The 16,571-nt window shown below is 44.8% G+C and carries 17 protein-coding genes and 1 pseudogene; 7 read left to right on the top strand and 11 right to left on the bottom strand.

Annotation, left to right across the window (positions count from 1 at the left end; genetic code table 11):
* The first annotated feature begins 7 nt into the window (after positions 1 to 7).
* The gene (locus GMES_RS05300; protein ID WP_006991559.1) at positions 8 to 3,187 is read left to right on the top strand and encodes an efflux RND transporter permease subunit; all 3,180 of its coding nucleotides are present in this window, start codon (positions 8 to 10) and stop codon (positions 3,185 to 3,187) included.
* Positions 3,180 to 4,562: an efflux transporter outer membrane subunit gene (locus tag GMES_RS05295; protein ID WP_006991558.1), complete on the top strand. Its 1,383-nt coding sequence runs from the start codon at positions 3,180 to 3,182 to the stop codon at positions 4,560 to 4,562. Before GMES_RS05300 ends, GMES_RS05295 begins: the two co-directional genes overlap by 8 nt.
* An 85-nt stretch (positions 4,563 to 4,647) precedes the next feature.
* On the opposite strand, the gene GMES_RS05290 is transcribed toward GMES_RS05295, so the two are convergent.
* Entirely contained in the window at positions 4,648 to 5,835 is a 1,188-nt protein-coding gene (locus GMES_RS05290) for an MFS transporter (protein ID WP_006991557.1), read from the bottom strand.
* Positions 5,836 to 6,116: 281 nt separating this feature from the next.
* The gene (locus GMES_RS05285) at positions 6,117 to 6,662 is read right to left on the bottom strand and encodes a TetR/AcrR family transcriptional regulator (RefSeq protein ID WP_006991556.1); all 546 of its coding nucleotides are present in this window, start codon (positions 6,660 to 6,662) and stop codon (positions 6,117 to 6,119) included.
* A gap of 448 nt (positions 6,663 to 7,110) precedes the next feature.
* On the opposite strand from GMES_RS05285, the gene GMES_RS05280 reads away from it, so the two are divergent.
* The gene (locus GMES_RS05280; protein WP_006991555.1) at positions 7,111 to 7,731 is read left to right on the top strand and encodes a glutathione S-transferase family protein; all 621 of its coding nucleotides are present in this window, start codon (positions 7,111 to 7,113) and stop codon (positions 7,729 to 7,731) included.
* A gap of 44 nt (positions 7,732 to 7,775) precedes the next feature.
* Positions 7,776 to 8,483, top strand: coding sequence for a cupin domain-containing protein (locus GMES_RS05275; protein WP_006991554.1), 708 nt, complete (start codon positions 7,776 to 7,778; stop codon positions 8,481 to 8,483).
* Between the two features lie 157 nt (positions 8,484 to 8,640).
* On the opposite strand, the gene GMES_RS05270 is transcribed toward GMES_RS05275, so the two are convergent.
* The 3 genes from GMES_RS05270 to GMES_RS05260 all read right to left on the bottom strand — a co-directional run bounded on the left by GMES_RS05270 (position 8,641) and on the right by GMES_RS05260 (position 9,861).
* Entirely contained in the window at positions 8,641 to 8,886 is a 246-nt protein-coding gene (locus GMES_RS05270; protein ID WP_226990252.1) for a hypothetical protein, read from the bottom strand.
* A gap of 86 nt (positions 8,887 to 8,972) precedes the next feature.
* The gene (locus GMES_RS05265) at positions 8,973 to 9,203 is read right to left on the bottom strand and encodes a hypothetical protein (protein ID WP_039986670.1); all 231 of its coding nucleotides are present in this window, start codon (positions 9,201 to 9,203) and stop codon (positions 8,973 to 8,975) included.
* A gap of 154 nt (positions 9,204 to 9,357) precedes the next feature.
* Positions 9,358 to 9,861: a hypothetical protein gene (locus GMES_RS05260; protein ID WP_006991552.1), complete on the bottom strand. Its 504-nt coding sequence runs from the start codon at positions 9,859 to 9,861 to the stop codon at positions 9,358 to 9,360.
* Positions 9,862 to 10,364: 503 nt separating this feature from the next.
* Between GMES_RS05260 and GMES_RS05255 the strand changes: the two genes are divergently transcribed.
* The 3 genes and pseudogenes from GMES_RS05255 to GMES_RS22780 all read left to right on the top strand — a co-directional run.
* Positions 10,365 to 11,696 carry a HipA domain-containing protein gene (locus GMES_RS05255; protein WP_006991551.1) on the top strand — a complete coding sequence of 444 codons (1,332 nt, stop codon included), beginning with the start codon at positions 10,365 to 10,367 and terminating at the stop codon, positions 11,694 to 11,696.
* Positions 11,689 to 11,967, top strand: coding sequence for a helix-turn-helix transcriptional regulator (locus GMES_RS05250; protein WP_006991550.1), 279 nt, complete (start codon positions 11,689 to 11,691; stop codon positions 11,965 to 11,967). Before GMES_RS05255 ends, GMES_RS05250 begins: the two co-directional genes overlap by 8 nt.
* Positions 11,968 to 12,114: 147 nt before the next feature.
* Positions 12,115 to 12,230, top strand: a pseudogene (locus tag GMES_RS22780) (IS982 family transposase); the annotation flags it as partial.
* A gap of 98 nt (positions 12,231 to 12,328) precedes the next feature.
* Here the strand turns inward: GMES_RS22780 and GMES_RS05245 are convergent.
* The 6 genes from GMES_RS05245 to GMES_RS22135 form a co-directional block, all read right to left on the bottom strand.
* Positions 12,329 to 12,895 carry a BON domain-containing protein gene (locus GMES_RS05245; protein ID WP_006991549.1) on the bottom strand — a complete coding sequence of 189 codons (567 nt, stop codon included), beginning with the start codon at positions 12,893 to 12,895 and terminating at the stop codon, positions 12,329 to 12,331.
* 339 nt (positions 12,896 to 13,234) lie between these two features.
* Complete coding sequence (dkgB, locus tag GMES_RS05240; protein WP_006991548.1) at positions 13,235 to 14,041, bottom strand: 2,5-didehydrogluconate reductase DkgB; 807 nt, start codon at positions 14,039 to 14,041, stop codon at positions 13,235 to 13,237.
* Between the two features lie 227 nt (positions 14,042 to 14,268).
* Positions 14,269 to 15,624, bottom strand: a complete 1,356-nt coding sequence (locus tag GMES_RS05235) for a DUF2254 domain-containing protein (RefSeq protein ID WP_226990251.1) — start codon at positions 15,622 to 15,624, stop codon at positions 14,269 to 14,271.
* A gap of 140 nt (positions 15,625 to 15,764) precedes the next feature.
* On the bottom strand, positions 15,765 to 15,944 hold the full coding sequence (locus tag GMES_RS05230) for a hypothetical protein (protein ID WP_006991546.1): 180 nt from the start codon (positions 15,942 to 15,944) through the stop codon (positions 15,765 to 15,767).
* Positions 15,945 to 16,121: 177 nt separating this feature from the next.
* Positions 16,122 to 16,316, bottom strand: coding sequence for a hypothetical protein (locus GMES_RS05225; protein WP_006991545.1), 195 nt, complete (start codon positions 16,314 to 16,316; stop codon positions 16,122 to 16,124).
* A 48-nt stretch (positions 16,317 to 16,364) separates the two neighbouring features.
* Positions 16,365 to 16,541, bottom strand: coding sequence for a DUF1328 domain-containing protein (locus GMES_RS22135; protein ID WP_006991544.1), 177 nt, complete (start codon positions 16,539 to 16,541; stop codon positions 16,365 to 16,367).
* Between the last annotated feature and the right edge of the window lie 30 nt (positions 16,542 to 16,571).

Raw genomic sequence — 16,571 nt, 5'->3', positions numbered from 1 at the left:
GCCAACCATGTTTTCGCAGTTTTTTATACGCCGCCCAATATTTGCGGGGGTTATCTCGCTGATTTTCTTTATCGTAGGAGCCATATCAGTATGGCTACTGCCCATAACAGAGTATCCAGAAGTTGTTCCTCCTACAGTGGTGGTTACCGCTAATTACCCGGGAGCCAACCCCAAGGTGATTGCTGAAACCGTTGCTTCACCACTTGAACAAGAAATAAATGGTGTAGAAAACATGTTGTACATGTCTTCTCAGGCCACATCGGATGGTCGTATGACCCTCACTATCACGTTCGCGATAGGCAGTGATGTGGATTTAGCCCAAACCCAAGTACAAAGCCGAGTAGAGCGAGCCAAGCCCCGTTTACCTGAAGAGGTACAACGTTTGGGGATAGTCACCGAAAAGTCATCGCCTGACTTAACCATGGTGGTGCATTTAACCTCACCTGATGAACGATACGACATGCTTTACTTGTCAAACTATGCGGTGCTCAACGTCAAAGACGAATTAGCAAGGATTGAAGGTGTCGGGCAAGTTCGCATATTTGGCGCTGGCGATTACAGCATGCGGGTATGGTTAGATCCGAACAAGGTCGCGGCACTTAGTTTATCTCCCGCTAATATTATTGCCGCTATACGCGAGCAAAATCAGCAGGCTGCTGCCGGTAGTTTAGGCGCTCAGCCCAGTGGCGATAGCGACTTTCAACTGCTTATTAATGTCAAAGGTCGATTGACCGACGTGCAAGAATTTGAAGACATCATCATCAAAGTAGGCGAACAGGGGCAAATTAGTCGCCTAAAAGATGTAGCGCGTGTGGAGCTAGGTGCATCAACTTATGCGCTGCGCTCGATGCTGGACAATCAAGATGCCGTCGCCATGCCTGTGTTTCAAGCATCGGGTTCTAACGCTATTCAAATTTCTGATGACGTACGTAATAAAATGGCCGAGCTATCAAAAACCTTTCCAGAAGGCTTGAGTTACGACATTGTTTACGACCCAACGGTATTTGTTCGCGGCTCGATTGAAGCTGTGATGAAAACACTACTTGAAGCAGTGCTGCTCGTTGTATTGGTTGTCGTGCTATTTTTGCAAACGTGGCGTGCCTCAATCATTCCTTTAGTAGCGGTCCCCGTATCGTTAGTGGGCACCTTCGCATTCATGCACTTACTGGGCTTCTCACTTAACGCTTTATCGCTATTTGGCTTGGTACTCGCCATTGGCATAGTTGTGGATGACGCCATAGTGGTGGTAGAAAACGTCGAACGAAATATCGCAGATGGTTTATCGCCAGTTGCTGCAACACAAAAAGCGATGAAAGAAGTAACAGGCCCCATCGTTGCCACCACTTTGGTATTGGCAGCAGTGTTTATTCCAACGGCGTTCATGTCTGGTTTGACTGGTCAGTTTTACAAGCAATTCGCGCTGACTATCACAATTTCGACCTTTATCTCGGCGATCAACTCGCTCACCCTAAGCCCTGCCTTGTCAGCTTTGCTACTTAAAGGCCACGATAGCAAGAAAGACGCCCTCACCCGTGGAATGGACAAACTCCTAGGCGGTTGGTTGTTTAACCCGTTTAACCGCTTCTTTGCGCGTTTATCAGACGGTTACGGCTGGGTGGTCAAAAAAGTACTGCGCTTTGGCTTGCTCGTCGGTGTGATTTACGTTGCCTTGGTAGGTGTAACTGGGTTGCAGTTCACCACCACGCCAACAGGGTATGTGCCTGGTCAAGACAAGCAATATTTGGTGGCATTTGCCCAATTGCCTGATGCCGCTTCGCTTGATCGCACTGAAGAAGTGATCAAAGAGATGTCGCGTATTGCCCTTGAGCAACCCGGCGTTGCCCATTCCGTGGCTTTCCCTGGTTTGAGTATTAACGGTTTTACCAATAGCACGAACAGCGGCATTGTATTTACCCCTCTTGATGACTTCGCAGACCGTAAAGACCCCTCACTTTCAGCGGGCGCTATTGCTGCTGAGCTTAACCAAAAATTTGCGGCGATTGAGGATGCGTACATCGCTATTTTCCCGCCACCGCCTGTACAAGGTTTGGGCACTATAGGGGGATTTAGACTGCAAATCCAAGACCGGGCAAATTACGGTTACGATGAGCTATATAAAATTACTATGCAGGTGATGCAAAAAGCATGGGCGACACCTGAGTTAGCGGGTGTGTTCTCAAGTTACCAAATCAATGTGCCACAGCTAGATGTAGATATTGACCGCACCAAGGCCAAGCAACAATCTGTTTCGCTAGATGAGCTGTTCAGTACCTTGCAAGGATATATGGGCTCAGTATACGCCAATGACTTCAACCAGTTTGGCCGCACGTATCAAGTCAATGTACAAGCGGATGAGCAATTCAGACAAACCCCTGAGCAGATTGCTCAGCTAAAAGTGCGTAACAACAATGGTGATATGGTGCCAATTGGCTCATTCATTAACGTGAATAACACTGCAGGCCCGGACCGCGTAATGCATTACAACGGTTTTACCACGGCTGAGATTAATGGTGGCGCTGCACCTGGCTATAGTTCGGGTGAAGCACAGGCTGCGATTGAGAGAATATTAGCGGAAACGCTGCCTAATGGCATGACTTACGAGTGGACCGAGTTGACCTATCAACAAATACTGGCAGGCAATGCGGGTATGTACATCTTCCCGTTAATTATCTTGTTGGTGTTCATGGTGTTAGCCGCACAATATGAAAGTTTGAGCCTACCTTTGGCAATCATTTTGATCATCCCAATGACGCTACTATCAGCATTGAGCGGCGTGCTTATCGCCGGGGGTGACAACAACATATTCACCCAAATTGGCTTTATTGTGCTGGTGGGGCTGGCAACCAAGAATGCCATTTTAATTGTCGAGTTCGCCAAAGAATTGCAAGACGAAGGCAGAACCGCTTATGAGGCGATCCTTGAAGCCGGTCGCTTGCGACTACGCCCGATACTAATGACCTCTATTGCGTTCATCATGGGTGTGGTGCCTATGGTGTTCTCAAGTGGCGCTGGTGCTGAGATGCGCCAAGCCATGGGCATTGCAGTGTTCTCAGGGATGATAGGTGTCACCGTATTTGGCCTACTACTCACCCCATTATTTTACTACGTGCTCGCTAAACGCGGCGAACGCCAATCCAACGACACAACTCTAGTAAACACTGCCCAACAGGAGGCTGACCATGGGTAATATCTTGAAAATCGGCACACTCGCAGCATTTATAGCTACCCTTAGTGCCTGTGCTGTGGGTCCTGATTATCAGGCCCCTACTAAAGCGAATAATGTCGAACTAGCCAGCACATACGAGAAAGCGGAAAAGCTAACTAACTGGTGGCAAGCCTTCGGTGACGAAGACCTAAATCATTTAATTGATGAAGCGCTTAAAGAAAACCGTACCTTGTTTCAAGCTCAAGCTAACGTTCTACGGGCTTACTCCATCTTTCGTGACAGTCAAAATGACTTGCTGCCAAAGGGTACGCTAAATGCGGGTTATTCAGCATCGAAAAATCAGACTGTGCTTAAGGCTGACGATGACACGATTGCCCGAGGTTACAACACAGGTGCCAACTTAACCTGGGATGTGGACTTGTTCGGCAAGGTACGCCGAGCCATTGAGGCATCGCTGGCTGAAGCTGAGCAAGCCGATATTTTGTGGCATGACGCTCAACTACAAATTATCAGCCAGGTAGCCTCTAGCTATGGTGACTATCGCGGTGCCCAGTTCCGCCTGAGAGTAGCCGAGCAAAACTTAGCGAACTTACGCCAAACCCACACGATTGTAAAAGCACGTTACCAAGCTGGGTTTGCCTCTGAGTTAGAAATGGCGCGTATTGATGCCCAAGTTTTCGAGGTTGAAGCCACAGTACCGCAAATGCGTACCTTGCTGGCTCGTGCCGATGCTACGCTCTCAGCGCTATTGGCCAAAAAGCCTGGCGAGCTCTCCCTTAACGCTGAGCCAGATTTGCCTCAGTTAACGCAACCTGTGGCACTCATACCTGGGGAAAACTACTTACGCTATCGAGCTGATGTGGCAAGCTCAGAGCGTGCATTAGCGGCCAGCACTGCGCGCATTGGTGTAGCCACCGCTGATTTGTACCCGAATGTATCGGTCAGTGGTTTCCTAGGCTTTTTGTCTGGCCCAGGATTAACACTCGGTGGTAATACAAAAAGTTGGAGTGTCGCCCCTACAATCAGTTGGCAAGCAGCTGATTTAGCTTCGGTTAAGGCGCGTATTGGTCAAGCCAAGGCCAGCTCTGAGATCGCCTTAGCACAGTTTGAACAACAAGTGTTTGATGCCCTTGCTGACATGCAATTTTCACTGCAAAGCTATAACTTTAGCCGCCAGCAACAGCAAAGCACTGAACACCAATGGCAAGCTAGTGAAAGAGCGATGACATTAGCACGCCAACGTTTCGAGGCAGGCAGCGGTGAGTTTCTTGAATTATTAGAAGCCCAACGTGATGCCCTGCAAAGCCGAGATCAACTTGCCTTACTCGAGCAACAAAGTTTTAATCGATTAGTGGATATTTACCGAGCATTCGGTGGCGGGATCAGCGTTATTTAACATAGAAACCGCTAGGGGCTCCGTTGTGAGTTTCGCAACACAAAAGCCGGAGCGAACTCCGGCTTTTGTACGACTGCTATTTATTTTACATTGCTTGCGCTTGAGTCGCTGGAGGTTGCTTCTTATCAAGCGAGCCCGACCACGACGTTAGTAGCCATGCAAACACAACGATCAACCCACCTATCCAAGGGGTATCAGTAAGTTGCATGTTTTCTACCACGCTACCACCGATAATCGAGCCTATAGCAATACCCACATTAAACGCTGCAATGTTTAGCCCTGAAGCTACATCTACCGCGTTTGGTGAGTGCTTTTCGGCCAGTTGCACCACGTAAACCTGCAAGCCTGGCACGTTACCAAATGCGAACGCTCCCCAGACCAATACGGTTAGTACGGCAGTAATTGGGTTGCCTGCGGTAAAGGTAAAAATAAACAGCACCACTGCCAGCGCTGCGAAAATAAACTGCAAGGCTTTCACTGGGCCGTGTTTATCTGCAAGCTTCCCCCCCCAGATATTGCCAAATGCCACTGACACCCCGTATACCAAGAGTATTAAGCTTATGGCACTAGCCGAAAAGCCTGACACTTGTTGCAGCATAGGTGCAAGGTAGGTAAAGGCGACAAATGTGCCGCCATAACCCACTGCTGTCATAGCGTACACCAAGAGTAATCGTGGCTGAGTCAGTACTTTCAATTGCTGAGCAATTGTGGCTGGAGCAGATTTTTTCAGCTTATTTGGCAACAGTATTGCGCTACCTATCAGTGCAACTAATCCGAGTAAAGCGACAATTAAAAACGTTGCACGCCATCCGAACATTTGCCCGATCCAAGTACCTAATGGCACTCCTGTCACTAAAGCAACGGTCAAACCCGTGAACATAATAGCGATCGCGCTGGCTTCTTTGTCTTTGCTGACCAGGCTAGTCGCAATAGTTGAACCTATCGAAAAGAATACTCCGTGGGCTAACCCCGTTAGAATACGCGCGGCAATCAGAGACTCATAGCTAGGTGCTAACCACGCCAGTATATTGCCCCCAATAAACAGGGACATAAGCGCAAGCAATACGACTTTGCGATTCCAGCGACCGGTTAAAGCGGTTAGCACTGGTGCACCAATGGCAACACCTAAGGCGTACAAACTAACTAATAAGCCAGCAGAAGGTAGTGATACGCTCAGGTCTTGAGCGATAGTAGGTACCAGCCCGACAATAACAAATTCGGTGGTACCAATAGCGAAGGCACTTAGTGTTAAGGCCCATAAAGCAAGTGGCATAATGTAACTCCGTAGTGATTCTGAGGATGCTCTGTAAGCAAAAACGCTTTAAGCAATGAATTTACGGCGGATTATGCTCCTTTATTTTACTTGCAAAAATATCATCAATTACAAAATACTTTATCGAAAACAACAATAATATTGGGTGTAAGGAATAACGACAGAGTTAATTGAATTGCTAGCTCGGTGATGTTAACGGATTTGAATTTATGTTTGCGACCGACTCTCCTGCTAGCGAAGGTGTCAATGATGATTTTATTGCTACACAGCGAATGTCATCATTATCGTTTGATTAATAACCCTGCACTCGCCGTGGCAAAAATCGCGGTGTCGTTCATTGCTTTACTCACTAGCATCGCCCCCTCAAGCAAAGATAGGGTCGCAATAGCTTGGCCATTAGCTGCTTGCTCGCTAATGCCATCGACTTGCTGATAAGCTTGGGTTAACCAGTTAATATTTTGCTCAAAGAATCGCTGCGTTTGCGCTTTTACCTTCTCGGGTAAAGCGTCGGTTTCAGCACCTAGCAAGCCACAAAGGCACATTTTTTTGTCTTCAGTTAGGGCACACTGAAATTGTTGTAAATACACCTCAATAGGTTTTTTACCCTCAGCAATAAGCGCTTCTGGCGCCCCTAAATTGGTCAAGAAATTGTCTGTATATTGACGCGCCAATTCAGCGCCTAAGTCCGCTTTTGTAGGGAAGTGATAATGCACACTTGAGCTTTTAATGCCGATTTCGTCGGCCAATTCGCGAAAGCTAAAGTTGTTGTAACCACCGGTTCTTACTTTGGCTTCAGCGGCCTTGAGTAAAAGTTGTTTCTTGCTCATAAGTGCTCCTATTTTTCACATTATCTATCAGTAGATACATAGGTACAAGTCGCTAAAGACTAATTGAGCTGGTGGCTCCCTATAATCGGTTAAACACCGTTATTTGTGCAAATAACCAGATTAATATGTACTTCGCTAATCTGGTTCTTGAGGTTAGCCCGCTTATACTATCTAAAAAAGGAACACGTCAGTAATCCCCGCAACGGCATTGTAAACAACTGAATTAAATAGATAAAAACTCTAAACTTAGAGCGTATCGTGTTTTTTTGTAGAACAAGATAAACCTAAAGTAGTTGACAGGTATCGGTTCGATCACTATAACTACCTATCAGTAGGTAGATTAATGTAATTCATATAACTAATATGAGTAGCATCAGTCTCAGTAGCCCGAGAGCACCCAAAGTGATTAAGCCTTTAACAAACTGTAATAAATAACAAAGAGATAGCCATGATCATATATGACGTTGAAAACTTCCCTAACCCGCTTCGCGTACGTATCGCATTAGCCGAGAAAAACGCCCTTGATAGCGCTACTTTTAAACCAGTAGACTTAATGAATGCTGAGCACAGAAATGCAGCCTTTTTACGTAAAAACCCCTTTGCCGGCGTGCCCGTGCTTGAACTAGACGACGGCACTTATATCTCTGAATCCCCAGCGATCACCGAATACATTGATCACCATTTTGCTGGCCCTTCATTGACAGGTGAAACCGCCAAAGAGCGTGCAGTAATCAGCATGATGCAGCGTCGCGCTGAAACCCAAGTGCTTGACGCTATCGCCACTTACTTTCATCATGCAACCGACGGTTTAGGCCCTGAGTTAGAGACGTATCAAAATAGTGATTGGGGTCAAAAACAACATGCACGTGCAATAGCAGGTTTAGCTTATTTTGACAGTGTATTGGCCGAACAAAGCTATGTAGCGGGTGAGGCATTTACTGTGGCCGACATTACCCTGTGGTGTGGCTTAGTATTCGGTGGTTTTTGTAATGTCGGTATTCCTACTAACTTAGCGCACCTACAAGCATGGCACGACCGAGTAGCTAAGCGCCCGAGTATCGCGGCTTAATACGCTAACAACTATATGATTGATGCAAGAATAGGAGCCTAAATATGAATATTAATGCTGATTTTAGCCAGCGTGTGGTTGTTCACAGCCAACAGCAACCTTGGCTAGCTTCACCGATGCCAGGGGTTGACCGTAGACCGCTAGACCGCGTCGGCAATGAAGTCGCCCGGGCAACCACCATAGTGCGCTATGCACCAGGCAGTGAATTTTCGCCTCATGTGCATACCGGCGGCGAAGAATTCATCGTTCTTGAGGGCGTGTTTCAAGATCAGCATGGTGACTTTCCTGCAGGCTCCTATGTTCGCAACCCGCCTCAATCGTCACATAAACCTGGCTCTGATGAAGGCTGTGTAATTTTCGTCAAGTTATGGCAATTCAACCCTGATGACAGATTACAAGTGAACATATCTGCCAGAGCAGATGACATCACACCATCATCTGAATTCACCGCGCCCGCGACAGGCGTAGTAAGCAAAGTACTCTATCGTGATGAGTACGAAGCAGTCAGCGTGTATGAATTAGCGCCCGACAGCGTGCTTGAACTTGAAGCCAGCAAAGGCCTTGAGGCCCTAGTGCTTGCGGGCGATATGAGTGAAGGTAACGACAACCTAGAAAAGCACAGCTGGCTGCGCCTGCCCGTAGGCAGTCAATTTAAAGCTAAAGCCGGTAGAACCGGCGCACGGGTCTGGATAAAAACCGAGCATCTGCCGTTTGCAGATGAGCAAATAGCGCGCGTTCAAAACGCCAAATAGTGATATCTGGCTGGCTGGAGCGTTACAGGGAGGGATAACTGGAAGCTTTCAATATTGCAGGGTTGGTTGCACGAATAAGAGAAGAGGAAAGAGAAAAAGTAGGGCTAGAGTGAGCTTTGAACCTACTCTGCCCAATTTATTGATTCTGTTAGCGAACTCAGTCTTTCGAAGAACCAAACAGAAAATCTAACCAAATCGCTGCTGTATCGCTGCGATCTTTCTCATGGCGAACCTTTGCTCTGGAGTCAACACAGGAATTATAGGTTGAATCTAAGGCTCTACCTTTATCGACACCTCGTTTATCAGCAACGTCCCAGCAATCAGCGATATCTTTCGAATCACCCGTAACACTGCAACCCGTAAGCACAGCTGCCAAAAGGCTGATTAATAATATGTATTTCACGGTTAATCCTCTAAAGTTCATTAAAGGTAAAACAAACGAAAGCATCATGTAGGCCACTTGCTTTTCGCTCGGTTTTGGCATTATTTTTAGTTTTCTTTGCAGGAGCAATGGGTCTCTCCATCGTTATTTTCCCACTGTGAATAGCCGACTTTGTCACATCGACTTCGAATAAGATTACACTGCCCTTTGCTATGACCAGGGTCAATCCCAAGGCCATAAAATATCGCTTCTTCTGCAACTTGTTGTTTGAAGGGAAGCGTTGAGCAACTCCCTAATGTAAAGGATATCGCTAGGATGAATAATTTTTTTATTTGCATAAACTACCTTGTATGAAAAATGCCTCTATTAGCCGAGGGTTTCTGTCACAAAAATTAGTTTCGATGTATCTGATCCCGCTGTTACACCTTAATTTTGAACTTGCGTATTTTACATTTGTTGCGCGACTCTTACTGCCATACTCACGCACTCCTATTAAAACTGGTAACCAACTTGAAGGAAGCCGCCATATTTTGATTCAACGCTTGCATTAGTAGCGTGAATTGAAGCACCGAAAGTTGTCCCACTTTGGTTTATACCATTCATGAAGTAGGTATAGCTGATACCAGCACCATAGATGTCATCGTCATGAAAATACGCCTTTACCCCTTCGGTCGTCGACGTGTAACCCACATAAGACTCATGACCCACCAAACTTATATAAACGCCAAAACCATGCTTATTAGAATCGAAGTCGAATAAGTCTGTTTTAGTCCAACCCGCTCCAAACCCGCAAGTTGAGCCAAAACGAGAACTGTATTCAACACAACCGATAGAAACATACTTCAAATCATATTCAGACATTAACGACAGGTTTCCCCCGATGCCGGTGTACATCGAACCTAAACCTAAGCCAATTGAAAAACCTTTATCGTGGTTTTCTTCCTCTGCGAAGCAATTTAAAGATAAAAAAGGAAGCAGCAGCGCTAATGTTTTCAAAGCATGTCCTTATGTTTTGAGAGTGGCGACAAGAGAAGGACACAGTTTTAGAAATACAGGTATAAATATTTGAAGTTCCCTCTCTCGTTAGAGGAGGTGTTTTAGCATAAGATAAAACCCATTGCATAGGTTAAATTAATTACCACAAAAAGACACAACTACGGGAATGACGATACATTTTAGCGACTTATTATCTAAAGATAATAAGGATTACTCGATGTACAAACGGTAGCACCCTACCGTTTAAATATGAGTATTGTGCTTTTTTACGGTAATAGATTACCGCTTTCACCTATCGAACGTTTCACGCACATTATTCAAGCTGAGTAGATATGGAATACTTTCGTACTCTTCTTACAAACTCACAGACACACGTAGGTGAAATCGTTATGAAACAAAAGTTTACTACCGTTTATTCATAAGAAACCGAGCATAAACAGTAGAACTCTACCGTTTAGCTGTTATTATTAAAGTATTAACGGTAACAAACTGCTGGCTACTACATGCAAAATGTCACACTTCAATTATTTAACCAGGGCAAGTGGTGGGATGCAGCCACACTTAGCTTCGCAGGTAATAAACTAAGTGCCACGGCAGCGCTCAGTTACTACTCAGAATATATTGCAGCTGTAGCTAGTTATGAGGTTAAAGACTGCTGGGCGTGCACGGTGAATGCCCCTATTAGCATTATCCCTACTGATTATCCAAACTGGCCGGCCTTATTAGACGATATATTACCCGTGGGTAAATCAAGAGATTGGTGGTTACAGTACCTCAATGTAAGCCGCTCAGGTGACTTTGAGCAAAACTATGCTTTATTAACCAATGCCTGCATGTCTCCGGTAGGCAACTTGCGCATTAAAGAATCAGTACTTTCAAGTAATGACGACACGAAAATCCGCTTTTCTATCAATGATGTCATTCAGCTTCAGCATAACTTTTTAGAATACGCCAATGAACATGGAGCGGCTGTTGGTGGCGCCACAGGAGCGGGTGGAGTAGCACCTAAATTGTTATTAATGCTTGAAGAAGATCAAGTCTACATCGATGCCGACTTTGCAGGTAAGCCACTGAGAGCAGTGCCCTACTTAACAAAATTTGCCAGAAATACTCGTACAGCCAGAGACAACAGCATTTTAAAAACTGAGGGCATCTACTACCAAGCCTTAACCCATATACTTAAAGGCACAAACATTGAAACTATCGACGTTGCAAAAATGAAAATTTTGGAGCACCAAGGCCAAGTAAGTTTATGGCTACCTAGATTTGATGTTCGCAGCGAAAATGGCATAGCAACTCGTATTGGTTTAGAAAGCATTTACTCCATCATCAATGCTGTTCCTGGTAGCCATCATGATCATTTTACCGTCATGAGAGAGGTGTGGGATCGTATACAAGATACCACTCAAATGAGTGCTGCTGAATTTGCTAAGCAATACGTAGTAAGAGACTTTTTAAATTTAGTATTTGGTAATTCAGACAACCATGGTCGTAATATTTCGTTCTTGAAATTTGATGGCGATATTCGCTTTGCTCCAATTTACGACTTTGCGCCAATGAAGGCCGATCTAGAAATGATAACTCGCTTATTTAAATGGAAACGAAACTGCGAAAATGGTGGACAAGTTAACTTTGAGCAAGTAGCCAACGAGTTAGGGGATTTTTGCCAACCTGCAGTATTAATTGACTATTTGAAACAACTAGCCCTAAAACTAATCGAGTTACCAGAATTACTTGAGCAATTAAATTGCCCTGAGGAAATATTAAACTTTCCAGCAATTGGCTTTCACAATATAAAAACCAAACTAGCTGAAATGGGAGTCTACCATGGCTAATTTAACCGCTGAGCAACGCAAAGAAGCCTTAGCTAAAATCGAAGAAAACTTAGCAAATAATGTCATTTCACTTGGAGAAGCGATAAAGCAGATCCGCACCAACCTATACGGCATGACCCAAACTCAATACGCTAAATTTATAAAAATATCTGACAAAACCCTACGAGATGTAGAAAAAGGCAACACCGATCCCCGCCTATCAGTACTCAACAAACTCCTTGCCCCTGGTGGCTTTAAAGTGAGTGCTCATAGAGTTCAACGCATCGTTTAACATTATACGAACAAGGAGATTAACTCCCTTAAGTTCATAAAATTCATATCGTACAATACAAAATATGCCGATCTGTTTTTTCTTATCCAAACAAAGATACGATCTATCTTTCGACCAAAAAACATCTGATTTAAACAAGTAACAGGCATGAGGAATTTAGTTGAGTTGTATTGCGATGTTGATGACTTTTGCAAAGTATTTATTCGACAATGGCAAAACAACTGCTAGAGGATGGTACGAATAAACGCCAACGAAAAGGGCAAAGCAGATCTCGGGTGCAAATAGCTCCATGCCATCATAGGGTACAAACAAAAACACCCGCCGTAGCAGGTGTTTTCAACTAGCTTGCGTGGCGCAAATATTATGCGTTACCGCCTTGTTCAGCTGTTTTAAGCATATCAACAACGGTTTTCACGTCGTTGGTATTTTCAGCGATTTTAATCGCCAATTGACGCTCAGCGTCGCTTTCTACCATGCCTGAAAGGGTAACTTCACCCATTTTTGATTCGACTTCGATGTCCATGCCACTGACTTCTGATTCAAACATTAAGCGGGTCTTCACAACCGTTTCAATTTTTGCATCGTTAAGGGTCTGCATAACTTCGCCGTCTTGTTCTTCATCTAGCTCTTCGATAACCGTTAATTGGTTATCTACGTCTTTGACGCCATCAAGCGACATCACAAGCTCGGTTGCTAAAGCTTTATCTACTTCACGGTCAACCTTACCGGTTAGGGTGACTTTGCCGTTTTTGACATCGGTGTTGATGTCAAACGAGTCGAGGTTGCCGTTAAGCATTAATGTTGTTTCTGCTTTGCCGTCTATCCAGGCATCGCTCGCTGTATCCTTCCAAGTATTCTCTGCATTCGCAGCTAGAGAAGCTGTACCAAGTGTTGCGGCTACTAATACTGAAATGATTGAATTTTTCATAAATATCTCCTTTTTAAGATTCACAGTGGTTAATGCTAGTTCAATGCCAATCAAATAAAATGTTGATAAATAAGGGTTTTGTGTTAATAAAGATAGATTTCATCTGATTCACTCGTGAAAATTCTTACCAGAGAGTTGTAAATAGTTCTTCAATAATATTGCGATTTATAATGCGTGTAAGTGCTGTCTTGGTTTGCGCTCAAATGATAAAAGTACAACCGCTACACACATAAAAACGCCTCTGACTCACAAGAGGCAGAGGCGCTGGTGCAATTGAACTACCGCTTCAATAGCCCTAGGCTGTAATTAGGATTAACGGTACTTGCATATTGTTTTCTCTTACCAGTCCGGTGCGAAATCAGGGTCAACAATGCGTTCTTGCGGTTCAATCGCATCGATTTTCTCGATCTCTTCGGCGGTTAACATCATCTGCTTGGCAGTGAGGTTGTCACGCATGTGGTTCACATTTGTAGATGAAGGGATCGCCACGATTTTCTTATGACTTAACCACGCTAAGGTAACTGCGGATGGTGTTGTATCGTGGGCACTGGCGATATCATTTAACACATCGTTTTCCATCACTTTACCCACTCCTAAGGGCATATAAGCTGTAACCTGAATATTGTTACGTTGGCAGTAAGCCACTAGTTCTTTATTTTGAAAATGAGGGTGCACTTCTATTTGGTTAGTCAGAATATGATCTTTACCTAAAATAGACAGCGCCTGATCGAGCTGGCTTTGGGTAAAGTTAGATACGCCAATATGTTCAGTTAAACCTCGCTCTTTACAGGCCTTTAGCTCGTGCAGATATTCTTCCATAGGCACCTTGTTGTCGGGTGACGGCCAGTGAATAAGTAGCAGATCCACATAGTCCGTATTGAGCTGAGTCAGGCTGTTTTGCACGCTGGTGATGAATTTGTCGGCACTGAGGTTATCAAACCACACCTTAGTGGTGACGAAAAGCTCACCTCTAGGGATCTTAGAGGCGGAAATGGCATCGCCGACTTCTGCTTCATTTTCATAAGCTTGTGCGGTATCAATGTGACGGTAACCCACATCAAGCGCGTTCTCTACCGCCAGTTTGGCGTCATCACCTTTTAAGCGGTATGTACCGAACCCCGGCGTAGGTAGTGTTAAAGAGTGCATAAATGAGTCCTTCTGTTGATGGCGTTAACTTATTGCAAGTAAACGCAGTGAGCATGTGGACTAATCTATTCGAATACCATGCCACAAAGTAACCAGTTGATATGTATAGAATAAATAATGAGTAATGTGAGACGAAGCAAATTAACATGAAATATTTTCAACGCTATTTGCAGCCATTACTGACTACCTACCCCTCATAATGCTCTGCTAATTAATGTCACGCTCAATTAGTTGTTGTCACTGTCTAGATTGCGCTTAATGTCATCTAAGCGGCGCTTTATATCCTGCCAATCGCGCTCTCCTAGCTTTGAACTGCTTTGAATTTGTTCGATCATAGCAGCCTGTTGACGAACGAACTGTTTATGCTCTGGGCTGCGACTAAAACGCAAAATACTGCTTAGCCCTTCCAATAACCGAATAGTGACCGCTAAGCTACCTTTGGAATATTGGCGGATCTGATTAAATGCCGCCTCACCTAGTCCTGTGAAAGCAACCGGCTTACATTGAAGCCGAATAATTCCTTGGACATCCTCATATGTCGAAGGGGGAAACGGTTTATCAGTCAAGGTGCACAGCACTGCGCTAAGCTTGTCTACCACGGTAACAGCTGAGTACGGGTCGTTAATACCGGGAGATAATGCTCTTACTGCAATTTCAACTAATTGTCGAATAGCAAACTCTACATCTTGCACGGGTGTCCGATGAGAGCCTAGGCGCACCAGCTCGGCAATTTTTTGTGACTCACATGGCAGGGTTGCACCATTGAAATAGGCGGTGACGAGCACAGAGCCCCGCACCACAAAATCCCCTGGCATGTATTGTACGCTCAGCGCCATATCACTATTTTCGCTTAAGGCACGCAGCTGGCCCATGTCGAGAGTTTGCACGTATCCGCTGCTCGCTGATTCGATATCTTGGCTATTAAGGTAAATTTGGGTGAAATCTGGAGGTGTGTTGACGCCCTGTTCTGCAGTTGTATCAACCTCATCTTGCTCTTCAATTTTCGGGAATAAACGTTCAATGATGTCGTTAAGCTCACGATAAACGTTATCAATAACGTTGTCAGCTTGAATTGCCCTTGCCACATGATGAATGAAATAAATCAATACCCCTACCCCGACGATTGCCAGTATCACAGAGGTCAGAATGCTGATGCCAGGTACGAATTCTTGTTGCTCAAAAGACTTGGTGGCCTGGATAATCAGTAGGCAATAAATGAACGTAGACAAGAAAAAGCCCAATACACATTGGGTGCCTGTATCCATCATAAAGTTTCGAATAAGCCGAGGGCCGAATTGCGAAGAGGCTAAAGTCAATGCCACAACAGTAATCGAAAAGGCAATGCTGGTTACCGTTATCATGGCGGTAGCAATGGTCGTTAACAAAGCGCGGGCTGATTCAGGGGTGGTCTGATAGAAATCGGCGAGTATCTCTAACTCACTGTCAGCGCCGAAACGGTCAAAAGCGAGGCCAGCTTGCGACAACCCAATGGCAATAAGCGCCATAATTGATGGCACGAACCAAAAGCTAGTACGGATGGTTTCCCATAGCGTGATGATCCGTGTGTTCATATGTACTGACATCCAATGTGTACCTATTTTGATGAGAGGTTACCGAGCGCCAAACAGAGCTGCGTCTTTGTCGTTCTGGGCTTTTGATACGCTGGAGCGATTATCGGCGGCCGAGCTTTTAACCCGCTCCGGCCATTTACCCGCCCCAGCGGTTACTGATTGTTTGTATTTTTCTTTTTTGCTGCCACCATTGCTGCGCCTAGGGCTACGACCACAAAAAGCCCAAATGCGATAAAAAAAGTAGTAAGAAAGCCGCCGCTCATTGCACCCGACAAGGCAACAATGGCACCGACTGCGATAATTAAAAACACGATAGTGATTTGCATCAACATTTTGCACACTCCTAGGCTCTATTAGCCTATGGTTTGACAACCTCTGTCGCGCTTTCGCCTATTCAGCTTCACATTTAGGTGCAACGTCTGGTGAGGTCGTTATATTAGTATATGCATCAAAAAAGGGGTGCAAGCACCCCTTTCCATTAAATCAATTTGTTCATCTACTCAAGTAAATTAACAATCGTTGTCTTCAGCGCCTGCGCCTTCTTTTACATCTTCACACGCGTCTTCGATTGCATTGCCTGTGTCAGTCATCATTTCGTCGACTTTTTCACCTGCATTCTCTGCATTGTTGTCGTTACAAGCAGTTACTAGTGTAAGTGAACTGAAAACCATGGCTAAAAGAGTAAATTTTTTAAGTAAGTTCATAATGAATCTCCGTGTCGTTAGTTATAAGTAAATTTGTGTGCTGTAAATCTAGACTTTGGGGCCTTTACCGCGGATAGCATTTGCTACCAACGATAGTACCAATAGCACTAAAAATACAAAGAAAATGATTTTTGCAATTCCTGCTGCAGTTCCGGCTATTCCACCAAAACCCATTACACCAGCCAAGATTGCGATAATTAAAAACGTTAATGCCCAACCCAACATAGTAATCTCCTTAGTATTCAATACTGTATT

The organism is Paraglaciecola mesophila KMM 241 (assembly GCF_000315015.1).
In the GTDB taxonomy this organism is placed as follows: domain Bacteria; phylum Pseudomonadota; class Gammaproteobacteria; order Enterobacterales; family Alteromonadaceae; genus Paraglaciecola; species Paraglaciecola mesophila.
This window is presented reverse-complemented; position numbering and strand designations above follow the sequence as displayed.